This window comes from Stenotrophomonas maltophilia (genome assembly GCF_025642255.1).
GTDB classification, from domain to species: Bacteria; Pseudomonadota; Gammaproteobacteria; order Xanthomonadales; family Xanthomonadaceae; genus Stenotrophomonas; species Stenotrophomonas maltophilia_P.
Genome location: NZ_CP106759.1, coordinates 2,583,158 through 2,596,638, shown reverse-complemented (window position 1 = coordinate 2,596,638; position 13,481 = coordinate 2,583,158). Strand labels below are relative to the sequence as shown.

10 protein-coding genes are annotated in these 13,481 nt (G+C 66.7%); 7 read left to right on the top strand and 3 right to left on the bottom strand.

The window, feature by feature from the left end; genetic code table 11:
* The first annotated feature begins 157 nt into the window (after window positions 1-157).
* The 3 genes from gyrA (at window position 158) to N8888_RS11945 (ending at window position 6,113) form a co-directional block, all read left to right on the top strand.
* Window positions 158-2,872, top strand: coding sequence for a DNA gyrase subunit A (gene gyrA / locus N8888_RS11955; RefSeq protein ID WP_065182897.1), 2,715 nt, complete (start codon window positions 158-160; stop codon window positions 2,870-2,872).
* 132 nt (window positions 2,873-3,004) lie between these two features.
* The gene (locus tag N8888_RS11950; protein ID WP_263174977.1) at window positions 3,005-5,530 is read left to right on the top strand and encodes a membrane-bound PQQ-dependent dehydrogenase, glucose/quinate/shikimate family; all 2,526 of its coding nucleotides are present in this window, start codon (window positions 3,005-3,007) and stop codon (window positions 5,528-5,530) included.
* A 112-nt stretch (window positions 5,531-5,642) separates the two neighbouring features.
* Window positions 5,643-6,113 carry an REP-associated tyrosine transposase gene (locus N8888_RS11945; protein WP_263174975.1) on the top strand — a complete coding sequence of 157 codons (471 nt, stop codon included), beginning with the start codon at window positions 5,643-5,645 and terminating at the stop codon, window positions 6,111-6,113.
* Between the two features lie 11 nt (window positions 6,114-6,124).
* Here the strand turns inward: N8888_RS11945 and N8888_RS11940 are convergent, their stop codons facing one another.
* Complete coding sequence (locus N8888_RS11940) at window positions 6,125-6,517, bottom strand: DUF3037 domain-containing protein (protein WP_053515475.1); 393 nt, start codon at window positions 6,515-6,517, stop codon at window positions 6,125-6,127.
* A complete protein-coding gene (locus N8888_RS11935) occupies window positions 6,495-7,271 on the bottom strand; it encodes a HipA family kinase (RefSeq protein ID WP_263174972.1) in 777 nt (258 codons plus the stop codon). Before N8888_RS11935 ends, N8888_RS11940 begins: the two co-directional genes overlap by 23 nt.
* Window positions 7,272-7,492: 221 nt before the next feature.
* On the opposite strand from N8888_RS11935, the gene N8888_RS11930 reads away from it, so the two are divergent.
* From N8888_RS11930 to N8888_RS11920, 3 genes are all read left to right on the top strand, one after another.
* The gene (locus tag N8888_RS11930) at window positions 7,493-7,822 is read left to right on the top strand and encodes a hypothetical protein (RefSeq protein ID WP_065176039.1); all 330 of its coding nucleotides are present in this window, start codon (window positions 7,493-7,495) and stop codon (window positions 7,820-7,822) included.
* A 125-nt stretch (window positions 7,823-7,947) separates the two neighbouring features.
* Window positions 7,948-10,410 carry a S9 family peptidase gene (locus tag N8888_RS11925; protein WP_263174970.1) on the top strand — a complete coding sequence of 821 codons (2,463 nt, stop codon included), beginning with the start codon at window positions 7,948-7,950 and terminating at the stop codon, window positions 10,408-10,410.
* 102 nt (window positions 10,411-10,512) lie between these two features.
* Window positions 10,513-11,268: a hypothetical protein gene (locus N8888_RS11920; RefSeq protein WP_263174968.1), complete on the top strand. Its 756-nt coding sequence runs from the start codon at window positions 10,513-10,515 to the stop codon at window positions 11,266-11,268.
* Between the two features lie 123 nt (window positions 11,269-11,391).
* Here N8888_RS11920 and N8888_RS11915 read toward each other — a convergent pair whose 3' ends face one another.
* Entirely contained in the window at window positions 11,392-12,375 is a 984-nt protein-coding gene (locus N8888_RS11915) for a hypothetical protein (RefSeq protein ID WP_111186147.1), read from the bottom strand.
* 138 nt (window positions 12,376-12,513) lie between these two features.
* Between N8888_RS11915 and N8888_RS11910 the strand changes: the two genes are divergently transcribed.
* Window positions 12,514-13,476: a DUF2268 domain-containing putative Zn-dependent protease gene (locus N8888_RS11910; protein ID WP_053515484.1), complete on the top strand. Its 963-nt coding sequence runs from the start codon at window positions 12,514-12,516 to the stop codon at window positions 13,474-13,476.
* The last annotated feature ends 5 nt before the right edge of the window (window positions 13,477-13,481 follow it).

Sequence of the window (13,481 nt, the reverse complement as noted above, 5' to 3'; positions counted from 1 at the left end):
GCCCCTAAGTTCCTGATTTGTGCCGGTAAAACCCCTGTAAACACAGGCGGGGAATGGTCCGATGTGGTAGTATCCACAGGTTGAATCGAGGTTCCGGCATGGTCACCCCCGCAGGTGTCCGCGCCGGACTGGACCGCTACCAGACAACGGAACCCGAATGGCAGAAACCGCCAAGGAAATCATCCAGGTCAACCTGGAAGACGAGATGCGCAAGAGCTACCTCGATTACGCCATGAGCGTGATCGTGGGCCGCGCGCTCCCGGATGCGCGCGATGGCCTCAAGCCGGTGCATCGCCGCGTGCTGTACGCGATGAACGAGCTCAACGCGCACAGCAACAAGCCCTACTTCAAGTCGGCGCGTATCGTCGGTGACGTCATCGGTAAGTACCATCCGCATGGCGATCAGTCGGTGTACGACACGCTGGTGCGCCTGGCCCAGCCGTTCTCGCTGCGTTACATGCTGGTCGACGGCCAGGGTAACTTCGGTTCGATCGACGGTGACTCCGCCGCGGCGATGCGATACACCGAAGCGCGCATGTCGCGCCTCGCGCATGAGCTGATGGCCGACATCGACAAGGAAACCGTCGATTTCCAGCCCAACTACGACGAGAAGGAACTGGAGCCGACGGTCATGCCGACCCGGTTCCCGAACCTGCTGGTCAACGGTTCGGCCGGTATCGCGGTGGGCATGGCGACCAACATCCCGCCGCACAACCTGAGCGAATCGATCAATGCCTGCATCGCGCTGATCGACAACCCGGAAATCGACGTCGACGGCCTGATGGAGTACATCCCGGGCCCGGATTTCCCGACTGCGGGCATCATCAACGGCACCGCCGGCATCGTCGCCGGCTACCGTACCGGCCGTGGCCGCGTGCGCATCCGCGCCAAGGCGGATATCGAAGTGGCCGACAACGGCCGCGAATCGATCATCGTCACTGAAATTCCTTACCAGGTGAACAAGGCGCGTCTGATCGAGAAGATCGCCGAGCTGGTCAAGGAGAAGAAGATCGAAGGCATCAGCGAGCTGCGCGATGAGTCCGACAAGGACGGCATGCGCATCTACATCGAGATCAAGCGCGGTGAATCTGCCGAGGTTGTGCTGAACAACCTGTACCAGCAGACGCAGATGGAATCGGTGTTCGGCATCAACATGGTGGCGCTGGTCGACGGCCGCCCGCAGTTGATGAACCTCAAGCAGATGCTGGAGGCATTCGTCCGCCACCGTCGCGAGGTGGTCACCCGCCGCACCGTGTTCGAGCTGCGCAAGGCGCGTGCCCGTGCCCACGTGCTGGAAGGCCTGACCGTCGCGCTGGCCAACATCGACGAGATGATCGAGCTGATCAAGACCTCGCCCAATCCCAACGAGGCGCGCGAACGCATGCTCGCCCGCCTGTGGGAGCCGGGCCTGGTCGGGGCCATGCTGGGTGCTGCCGGTGCCGAGGCCTCGCGCCCGGAGGACCTGCCCAAGGGCGTGGGCCTGATCGAGGGCGGCTACCAGCTGACCGAGATCCAGGCCACCCAGATCCTGGAAATGCGCCTGCACCGCCTGACCGGGCTGGAGCAGGATCGCCTGACCGACGAGTACAAGCAGCTGCTGGAAGTGATCGCCGGTCTGATCCACATCCTGGAAGATCCCGATCGCCTGCTGCAGGTGATCCGCGAGGAGCTGGTCAGCGTCAAGGCCGAGTTCGGCGACGAGCGTCGCACCGAGATCCGCCACAGCGAAGAAGACCTGGACATCCTCGACCTGATCGCCCCGGAAGACGTGGTGGTCACCCTGTCGCACGCCGGCTACGTCAAGCGCCAGCCGGTCAGCGCCTACCGCGCCCAGCGTCGTGGCGGCCGTGGCCGCAGCGCGGCGGCGACCAAGGAAGAGGATTTCATCGAACAGCTGTGGCTGGTCAACACGCACGACACCCTGTTGACCTTCACCAGTTCAGGCAAGGTGTTCTGGCTGCCGGTGTACCAGCTGCCCGAAGCCGGCTCCAACGCACGCGGCCGGCCGATCATCAACTGGATTCCGCTGGAACCGGGTGAGCGCGTACAGGCCGTGTTGCCGGTGCGCGAATACGCCGATGGCCAGTTCGTGTTCTTCGCCACGAAGAACGGCACGGTCAAGAAGACCCCGCTGGGCGAATTCGCCTTCCGTCTGGCCCGCGGCAAGATCGCGATCAACCTTGACGAGGGCGATGCGCTGGTTGGCGTCGGCCTGACCGATGGCGAGCGTGACATCCTGCTGTTCGCCTCCAACGGCAAGACCGTGCGTTTCGGCGAGGACAAGGTCCGCTCGATGGGCCGTACCGCCACCGGCGTGCGCGGCATCAGGATGCCGCCCGGCGAGGAAGTGGTCAGCCTGATCGTGGCCGAGAGTGCCGGTGGTGCCGAGGACGAGAACGAGGACGACAACGGTATCGAGGAAGCGGTCGCCAATGGCGATGCGGTGATCGACGGTGCCGACGACGCCAACCTGCAGTACATCCTCACCGCCACCGAGAACGGTTACGGCAAGCGCACCCCGCTGCCGGACTATCCGCGCAAGGGGCGTGGTACCCAGGGCGTGATCGGCATCCAGACCACCGAGCGCAACGGCAAGCTGGTCGCCGCGGTGCTGATGGGCTCCAGCGATGAAGTGCTGCTGATCTCCGATGGCGGCACGCTGGTGCGCACGCGCGGTTCGGAAATCAGCCGCGTGGGCCGCAACACCCAGGGCGTCACCCTGATCCGCCTGTCCAAGGACGAGAAGCTGCAGGCGGTGGAGCGCATGGATGCCTCGATCGACGAGGACGAGGACGAGGTGGCCGCGGTCGCCCCGGCCACGGCCGAAGGCGCCCCGGCTGCCACCGGCAGCGAGGATGCCGCGCAGGAGTGATCCGGTCGCGCTGACGAGGTACCCGACGACGCCGGCCCCGTGCCGGCGTCGTCGTATGCGGGAGCATGGAATACGCACGCGCTTCACGGCGGCGGTGGGATAAGGGCAGCATGCTGCTCCCGGAGATCGCCGATGTCCGCCACGCCGCAGTCCGCGCCGGCGCCTGTGCGCCGCCACCCTCTGGTCACGGTCCTGTCGCTGCTGCTGGTCATCCTGGGCCTGGTGATCGGCGGGCTGGGTGCATGGCTGTTCCAGCTGGGGGGCTCGGCCTATTACCTCATCGCCGGCTGTGGCCTGCTGGCCAGCGGCATTCTGCTGTGGCTCAACCGTCGCAGCGGTGCGCTGCTGTACGCGCTGGTGTTCGTCGGCACGCTGCTGTGGACGGGGTGGGAATCGGGCAGCGATTACTGGCGCTGGGTGCCACGGCTGGGGCTGGTCACCGCGCTGGGCATCGTTCTGGCGCTGCTGACGCCGACGTTGCGCGCGCCGCTGTCCAAACGGCTGTCGCGCAGCATCGCCGCCGTGTTGCTGCTGGTGTTCGTCGGCGCGTTTGCCCTGGCGTTCAGTCCGCACGGCAGCGTGGACGGCCATGCGCCGTTCCCGGAAGCAGCCTTCAGCGCAGGCCTGGAGCCGACCCGCGACACCACCGGCCTGCAGCCGGCCGACCAGCCCGCCGAGGGTGACTGGCCCGCCTGGGGCCGCAGCAACGCCGCCACCCGCTTCTCGCCGCTGCAGCAGATCACGCCCGCCAACGTGGCTACCCTGCAACTGGCCTGGCAGTTCCGCACCGGCGACCTGCCGAAGAAGCGCTGGGGTGCCGAGACCACGCCGTTGAAGATCGGCGACCGGCTGTACCTGTGCACGGCACGTAACCGCCTGATCGCCCTCGAGGCCAGCACTGGCAAGGCGCTGTGGCGGTTCGATCCAAAGGTGAAGGACGCCTCCATTCCGTACACCGCCGCCTGCCGTGGGGTGTCCTACTACGAGCAGCCCGCCGTGCCGGTATTCGCCGATGCGGCATTGGCGGATGTGGCTGCCGATCTCGCCTTGCCCCTGCCACCTCCCAGCGTTCGACCGGGCGCGGCGGCGGGCGCGCGGCCTGCCTGCTGGGCGCGCGTCATCGAAGGCACGCTGGACGGACGCATCATCGCAGTGGATGCCGACAGCGGTCGGCCGTGCGTCAATTTCGGCAACAACGGCCAGATCGACATCACCCTCGACATGGGCGAGGTGCCGCCGGGCTATGTCTCGATCACCTCGCCGCCGGCCATCGTGCGCGGCGTGATCGTCACCGGTCACCAGGTGCTGGACGGGCAGCGCCGAGACGCGCCTTCCGGCGTGATCCAGGCCTATGACGCGATCACCGGCAAGCTGCGCTGGGCGTGGGACATGGAGCGGCCCGAGCGCACCGGTCCGCCACCCCGCGAGCAGGTCTATACCCGGGGTACGCCGAACATGTGGACCACCGCCACCGGCGATGAACAACTGGGCCTGGTCTACCTGCCGTTGGGCAATGCCGCCGGCGACTACTGGAGCGGCTCGCGCAGCGAGCAACAGAACCGCTATGCCACCTCGCTGGTGGCACTCGACGTGGCCACCGGCAAGCCGGTCTGGCATTTCCAGGCCGTACGCAAGGATGTCTGGGACTACGACCTCGGTTCGCAGGCCAGCCTGATCGATTTTCCGACCGCGGCAGGCAAGGTGCCCGCGATCCTGCTGCCGACCAAGCAGGGTGACCTGTACATCCTCGACCGGCGCAACGGCCGGCTGCTGACACCTGCCGAAGAGCGCAGGGTTCCGCAGGGCGGCGTGGAACCGGAGCAGCGCTCGCCAACGCAGCTGTTCTCGCTCTATCACACCCTGCGGCGCGAGCAGCCGCTGACCGAGCGTGACATGTGGGGCATCACGCCGATCGATCAGCTGGTCTGCCGCATCCAGTTCCGCAGGGCGCACTACCAGGGCTTCTACACGCCGCCCACCAGTGATCGCCATTCCATCGAGTATCCCGGTTACAACGGTGGCTCGGACTGGGGTGGCGTGGCCATCGATACCCGCCGGGGCGTGATCGTGGCCAACTACAACGACATGCCCAACTACAACCGGCTGGTACCGCGTGCCGAGGCCGACCGACGGGGATGGCTGCCGCGTGAGCAGATCCGCGCCGACCGCGGCGCTGGCGAAGGGGCAGGCGACCCGCAGGTGGGTACGCCGTATGCCATCGACGTCAATGCAGGATGGCGGCTGCCATTGACCGGCCTGTCGTGCAAACAGCCGCCGTATGGCGGCATCCGCGCGATCGATCTGCGCACGGGCACGCTGCTGTGGGACCGGCCGTTCGGAAGCGCGCGCGGCAACGGCCCGTTCGGCATCCGCTCCGGCCTGCCGATCGAGATCGGAACGCCCAACAATGGCGGTGCGGTGATCACTGCCAGCGGCCTGGTGTTCATCGCCGCCGCGACCGACGATCTGCTGCGCGCCATCGATCTGAAGACGGGCCGGGAACTGTGGCATGCCAGGCTGCCTGCCGGGGGCCAGGCCACCCCGATGATCTACGAGCAGGGGGGACGCCAGTACGTGGTGATCGTCGCGGCAGGCCATCACTTCATGGAGACCCGTCCCGGCGATTACGTGATGGCGTTTGCCCTGCCCGAACATTGAGCATCGTTCGCGGCGGGGCCTGTCCGCCGATTCCCGGAAGCGGCGATTTCCCACCCGATGACGTGGTGTCCACCGATGCAGTAGCGGTGTGCCGGCGGGCACGCTGTTGCGCATGCCCAGCCTGTCGAACCCTGTCAGCCGCGAGCCCATCATGGGCAATGTCCATCTGCTCACCTTGACCTGCTGCAATCGGCAGCGCCTGTTCGAGAACGCGGCGCATGCGGATGTCGCGATGCAGCTGTTGGCTGCGATGGACCGCGAGGGGCTGACCACCTCGCTGGCCTGGCTTGTCATGCCCGACCACGTGCGATGGCTGGCGCAGCTGCGTGGCCATCCACCCGGATACTGCGTACAGCGCTTCAAAGCGCGCAGCAGCTTCCTGATCAACCGCCATCGCGGCCGCAACGGAGCGGTCTGGCAGGCCGGCTATTTCGATCAGGTGATCGACAATGATGCTTCGTTGCCTGTGCGGGCCCGGCAGGTGCTCGCTCACCCGGTCAGTGCGGGGCTGGCCAGGCAGGTGGGCGAGTATCCCCATGGCTGGTGTCGCTGGCCGCTGCAGGACGCCGCGATTGCGCGGTAGTGGCTGGCGTGTTACTGCGGCACCCGTACCATCTTCGTCATCAAATGTTCGACCACACCCGCCGGGTTGGCTGTGCGGCCCACATGCGTGCTGGACATCTGCACGATCGAGCTGCGTTTGGCGGTGAGGAAATGGAAGCGTGCGCGTGCCGGAAGCTGCGCGATGGGGCCGGCGGTGGCATCGCCGCGGCAGATGGCCACGATGGCATCCAGCCACGGTTGCAGCGCCTGCTGGTCCAGCGCCGGTGCGAACGCCTGCAGGCGTGCCGGGTCGATCTCGATGGCTGCTTCAAGATGACGCGCACCGGGACAGGACACGATCACCCCGACGTTGATGAATTCCTCGCGCTCCACCCGCGGTACAACGCGGATGACCGCATAGTCATACGTGTGCAGCGTGGGCACGGATGGCCTCCTGCACGAACACCGCACGCACCTTCAGGCGATGCTTGAGATAGTCGATGTAGCCCTGGCGGTAGGCCTGAGGGCTGTCGAACGCCGGCTCGTTGACCAGCCAGCTGTCTGGCACGAGGCCGACGATCCGCTCGATCTCGGCATCGGTCAGGCGAGCCGCCAGCTCGGCATCCACCTCGGCGATGCGGCTGGCGAACGACAGCAGCACGTGGTCGCGGATCAGCACGAACGGCCTTTTGCAGGCATCGCCGGCGTTGGCCCAGTCGTGGTGGAAATACATCGCTGCACCGTGGTCGATCAGGTACAGCTGGCGGTGCCACACCATCAGGTTCGGGTTGCGCGTGGTGCGATCGACATTGCTGGTGAACGCATCGAACCAGACGATGCGCGACGCCAGGTCGGCGTCCACCGGCATGGCCGCCGGGTCGTAGTTGATCGCGCCGGGCAGGTAATCCAGGCCCAGGTTCAGGCCCTCGCTGGCGCGGATCAGTTCCTGGATCTCCGGATCCGGTTCGGTACGCGCGAACTCGCTGTCCAGTTCGACGAACAGCAGTTCGGGAATCGGCAGGCCCAGGGTACGGGCCATTTCACCTGCGATCAGTTCGGCGATCAGGGCCTTGGGCCCCTGGCCCGCACCCCGGAACTTGAGTACGGCCATGCCGTCGTCGTCGGTCTCGACCACGGCCGGCAGGGAGCCGCCCTCCCGCAGGGGCGTAATGTAACGAAGAGCATTCACGGTGCGCATGCGCGCATTCTAGCGTGGCACACGGTGCTGCATCGCATGCGCCGCAGAGCACACGCCGCGCATGCCGACGCAACGCAGGCAATGCTGAATGCACGCTGCGCAATGTGCCGCGCTTCACACGATCCTCCGGACGGCGCGGGCAACATGCTGTCCATGGCGTTCGCGGAAACGCCGCGCGGATCCTGCTCCACGATGTCTCCACCAGATGCGGAGGTACAGGGATGAGCGACCAACTGAATGCGGCACTGCCGCCTCTGGATGATGCCAAGGCCGAAGAAATGATCGGCAAGGTAGTGCTGGTGGGCGTCACCCGTTACGGCGGTGACGGGCAGGTTCAAGGGCTGGAGCAGTATGCCGGCACGGTGCTGCGCATCAGCGCGTTCGAAGGCGTGGTGCTTGCCGACGAGAACGATGGCCACGAGCGCTACCTGCCGCCCATGCTCGACCAGTACCTGCCAGCCCAGCCGGGCGAGTACTGCATGCGCTCCAACGGGATGATCGTGGTGGACCCGGACTATCTGGCCACCTGGGACCTGCACGCCCGGCAGTAGTGACCCGGCCTGCGCTTTGCCTTATCCGGTGACTAGCCCATCCGGCCCATTGAACGCGGGCCGGGCGGTGCTAGATTCGGCGCATGCCCGCTTCGCGGGCAGCCCGACACTACCAGGGGATAAGGATGCTCATCCGTCGTACCTCTCTGGCGGCTGCCATTGCCGTCGTTGCCGTCACGCTGTTGTCTGCAGGCCCGGCATGGGCCGACTATGCCAAGCCGCCGGAGCATCTGCTGAAGGTGCTGAAGGCACCGCCGCCGCCAATGCCGAACGTGGACCCCAGTGGCCAGCGTCTGTTGCTGACCACCGCGCAGACCTATCCGTCGATCAGCCGGGTGGCGCAGCCCTACCTGAAACTGGCCGGCGTGCGCCTGGAGCCGAAGAACCGCAGCCGCCATGACACGCCCGGAGGCTATGGCATACCGGCCTGCGTGGCCGACTTCACCCTGGTCGAGATCGGCAGCGGCAAGCAGACCAAGGTCAACCTGCCGCAGGGCTGCGCCGGTGGCGCGCTGTGGTCGGCCGACGGCAGCCACTTCGCGTTCCAGAATGCAGTCGAGACCAGCGTGCAGCTGTGGGTGGGCGATGCCGCCACCGGTCAGGTCAAGCAGGTACCGAACGTCCAGCTGAACCCGATTTTCGGCAGCACCGTGCAGTGGCTGGGTGGCAGCCAGGCACTGCTGGTGAAGCTGGTACCGGCCAACCAGGGGCCGGCGCCGTCCAATGGCGGCGTGCCGACCGGACCCGATGCACAGGAGTCGCTCGGCAGCAGTGGCGAGAGCAGCACCTACGAGGCACGCGACACGCTGACCAGCGTGCATGATCAAGCGTTGTTCGCCTACTACGGGGCCTCGCAGCTGGCGGTGGTGGATACCGCGGCGGGCACCGTGCGAACGGTCGGCCAGCCGGCCATCTACAACGATGTCAGTGCGGCGCCAGACGGCGTGCATGTGCTGACCGAGTCGATCAAGCCACCGTTCTCGCATGCGGTTACCTACCAGCGTTTCGCCAACGACGTCGCGGTACTGGATGTCAGCAGTGGGCGCACGACCACCATCGCCCGCCTGCCGTTGGCCGACCGCGTGCCGGTGCACGGCGTGCCGGAGGGGCCGCGCGGTTTCGACTGGCGCTCCACCGATCCGGCGACGCTGGTGTATGCCGAAGCACTGGACAAGGGCGACTGGAAAGTGAGTGTGCCGCACCGTGACCGCGTGCTCATGCTCAAGGCGCCGTTCACCGGCAAGCCGGTGGAGATCGCGCGTACCGCGCAGCGCTTCGAAGGCATTGCCTGGACGGCGGACCCGGCCGTGTCGTTCCAGTTCGAGAATGACGAGAACCGGCACTGGGTGCAGACCCGCATCGTCGATGTGGACAAGCCCCGGCAGGAGGGCCGCCTGTTGTGGGACATGTCCAGCGACGAGTTGTACGGCGATCCGGGCAACCTGGTGTTCAAGCGCCTGCCCAATGGCGCACCGGTGGTGCGGCAGGAAGGGACGTACGTGTTCCTGCGCGGGCAGGGCGCTTCGCCGCAGGGGGATCGCCCGTTCCTGGACCGTCTGGACCTGGCCACACTGAAGAGTGAGCGCCTGTTCCGCAGCGATGCCGATGCCTACGAGCAGTTCCTGGGCTTCAGCAATACGCCCGGCCGCTACCTGACGTGGCACCAGTCGGTGATGGACCCGCCGAACGCCTTCCTGCGCCAGCAGGGCGATGCTGTGGCGGACGCCAAGCAGGGCGAGGCGCAGTACACCTCCACCGCGACGGCCCTGACGAAGCTGGTCGACCCCACGCCTGAAGTGCGGCAGATCAAGAAGCAGCTGGTGACCTACAAGCGCGCCGACGGCGTGGACCTGTCGTTCACCCTGTACACGCCGCCCGGCTACCGGGAAGGCCAGCGCGTGCCGGCCATCCTCTACGCCTATCCGGCAGACTTCGCCAATGCCGCGCAGGCCGGGCAGGTCTCCGGTTCGCAGCAGACGTTCACCCGCCTGCAGCCGTACCGCCTGATGCTGCTGGCCGGCTACGCGATCATCGACAATGCCTCGTTCCCGATTGTCGGTGATCCCAGGAACGCCTACGACACCTACCTGGAGCAGTTGGAAGCCGATGCCAAGGCGGCCGTGGACAAGGCCGTCGACATGGGCGTGGTGGATCGCAACCGGATCGGCGTGACCGGCCACAGCCACGGCGGCCTGATGACCGCGAACCTGATCGCGCATACCACCCTGTTCAAGGCGGGCGTGGCGACCAGCGGCTCCTACAACAAGACCTTCACTCCGTTCGGATTCCAGAACGAGCGGCGTTCGGTCTGGCAGGCACAGGATGTCTACCTGAAGGCATCGCCGTTCTTCTACGCCGACAAGATCAAGCTGCCGCTGCTGCTGGTGCATGGCGAGGACGATGCCAATCCGGGTACCGAGCCGTTCCAGTCGCGCAAGCTGTACCAGGCGATCCGTGGCAACGGCGGCACCACCCGCCTGGTGATGCTGCCGAACGAGCCGCACTGGTATACGGCGCTGGAGTCGAACGAGCAACTGGTGGCGGAGATGCTCAACTGGTTCGACACCTACGTGAAGAACGCCAAGTGAGGAATGGAAAGGCCGCCCTCGGGCGGCCTTCCTGCATCCTGTGGAGCCGAGCCATGGTCGGCTGCTGTAGTACAGAGCCGGGGAAGTCACATGAAGGCATGGATGTTGGCGCTCGCTCCGCTGTTGGTTTCTCCTGTGGCCATGGCGGTCCAGCGGCCGATGAGCGTGCACGTCACGTACGACTGGTCTGGCTGGGGTTCCGTATCTGAGCGCTGGGTCATCCGGCGCGATGCCTACGGCGTGACCACCCGTGTACAGGTGGTTGACCCGCCCGACGTGCAACCGCGGGTGCCGGAGCTGCTGCCGTTCGGCGCGATGTCAGCGTTCGAGGCTGCGCTGCAGGCAGCGCCGTTGACCCGCGACGCCACGGTGGATCTGATCGCTTCGCGGCTGGACCGGTCCACCATGCTGACGCTGGATCCACAGCTGCGCAGCACGCCGCCGGCCAGATGCTCGTTCGCCCAGCAGCAGGCCTGGGCACGCCGGGCGGTGGCCGGGCAAGGTCTGCAGGAGCGCGTTGCAGCGCATTTCCGCGGCCTCTGGACTGACGACCATCCCAGCATGACCGTGGTCGTAAGCCGTCCGGGCCGCCCGGAAACCGTGCTGGTGTCCACATCCCAGTACGCGATGATGCTGCCATGGAAGCGCGTGTCATCGACGAACTTCGACCAGCACGTTCTGGCAGGCGCGCAGGAGCAGTGGCGTCCGGCGTTGAGCGATGCACTGATGGCGCTGCTGCCTGCGGGGGAACCCAGCCGCGAACGTTTCAGGATCAGCTGGTTGCAGAACAGATTACGAGACGACATTGCCCAGGAGGCGCTGCGTTGCGGGGCGCTGCGCAAGGAAACCGCAGATTGATCATCCACGGATGCTCTGCGATCAACGTTGCAGACTCGACAGCGACAGGTCGATCGCGGTGCGGCCGGACAGGCGCCCCAGCAGGGAAGTTGTCCGTGGAGAGCGCTGCCTGGGCATCCGCGCTCACGCCAGTGGCAGGCGGTCCTGCGCGTGCGAAAGGCGATCATGCAGGTCGCGCACATGCTCGGCCCTGGCATGTACCCGGGTGGTGTCGCCGAAGCTGCGCAGATAGGCGCAGGCAGCGAAGCCGTCACTCTTGCTTTCATACTCCGTAATCCAGGCCAGTCGGTCCGGATTGTCGGCCTGCTCGGCCGACCACGCGGCGGCGGGCGGGCGGATGCGGTACTTCAGGCCGACACGCCATGGTTTCGGTGTCAGCCGGGCCCGGAAGCAGTGCTGCAGCCGGCACATGCGCGCGTACAGCGTGTCGGTGCCCAGTGCGTTGAAGAACGCCTGCAGCGCCTCGTCGCCGGGGGAGAACGTGGCATGCATGGCCAGTATCCGCAGCCCGGCCGGCGTCCGGTACGCGCGCAGATGCCAGTCCGGGTGCTGCCTGCTGAAGTCCGCAACCCGCTGCAGGGCCACGCCCTCGGCGCCACCGGCAGCGGCCAGGCGACGCCTGCGTTGCATCAGCATCGCGGTATTCACCAGAGCCACGGCTGCCACGCCCAGTACCAGCCCCACCAGCCAGTGCCAGAGCAGGGTGCCGATGAGGGCAACGGCGGGCAGCAGGGCCGCCGCGATGATGGCGGGCATCACACATCCTGCCGGTGGTTGCGGGTGGTCAATGTCGGCGAACAGGACGTCCGGAGTGTTCAGGCACAGAGCACCGTAGCTGTTGCGGGTGATCACCACGCCGCCATCGCGCTGCACGATCTGCTCGCGGATCGGCACGCCTTCCACGCCGTAGTTGCTGCGGACCTCGCGGCGCGGCAGTGCCTGCCCGGCGAGGATGGCATTGAGCGCTTCGTTGGCCCGGCGCTCGGCGTGTGCCTGAGCGTCGGCCGGGCTTGTGTCGGACCATCCGAAGCGACGCACGACCACCGGCCGGCCGCGGAAACGGGCCTGCAGGCGGGCTTCGGCCCAGTACGCGGGAACGATCATCATCGTGCGGTGCGCCATCATCCATGGCAGATGCCGAGGTGAGTCTGGCACAGGGGCGTAACGGCCGCACCCGCCTGCTGCGGCGAAGGGGGCGCAGTGATAGATTGCCTGCCTCGCATTGTCTCCACCAAGGACGGATCGATGTTCGTTTCCCTGCGTGGCCTGCTTGCCCTGGCGCTGGCCGGGACGGCCGGCGTGGCCCATGGTGCAGCGCCCGGGCCCGAGATCCTGATTTCCGACGCCAGCCGCTTCTATGCCCTTTACGACACAACCGATGGCCAGCCCAGCGTCGCCCAGTTGGCGCAGTACCTGGCCGAAGGGACGCCCAGCCTGGGCGAGTTCGCGAGCCGGCGACGGGTCACCGCCGAGCGCATCGCCGACGCCATGCGTCGCGACCCTGCGATGTACGCCAACGGCCGGACCTGCCTGGATGAACTGCCTGCGGTACGCCAGCGGCTGGTGCAGGTGTTTGCCAATCTGCAGGCGATCTATCCGCAGGCGAGGTTTCCACCGGTCGCGATCATGGTCGGGCGCGGCCGCCCGGTCGGGCTGACCCATCCGGGAGGCGTGCTGATCGGGCTGGAAGCCCTTTGCGCGGCTGACTTCATGAACCCCAATGTGCAGGACCGCTTCGTGCATGTGATCGCGCACGAGTACGTGCACATCCAGCAGACCGGTGCGATCGATTTCGAGCAGGGTGATCCGCGTGCGACGGTGCTGCGCCTGTCACTGGCCGAAGGCGTGGCCGAGTTCATCACCGAACTGGTTTCCGGCAACGTCGGCAACGGACGCCACGCGGCATGGACGCGGGGCAGGGAAGTGCACATCGAAAGTGCATTCGCGCTGGACCTGGACAGTACCGATCTGTCGCCCTGGCTGTACAACTACACGCCCGGTTCCGACGCGCCCTACGATCTGGGCTACTGGGTGGGCTACCGCATCGCCAAGGCGTACTACCTGCAGGCCAGGGACAAGCGCGAAGCGGTACGCGCCCTGATCGAACAGGACGATCCGAAGGCGATCCTGGCGGCCAGTGGCTGGACGCCGGGCATGTGGATGCCGGCGAAGGTGACTGGCGTGGCCGCGCGCGCTGCGGCACGCTGAGTGCG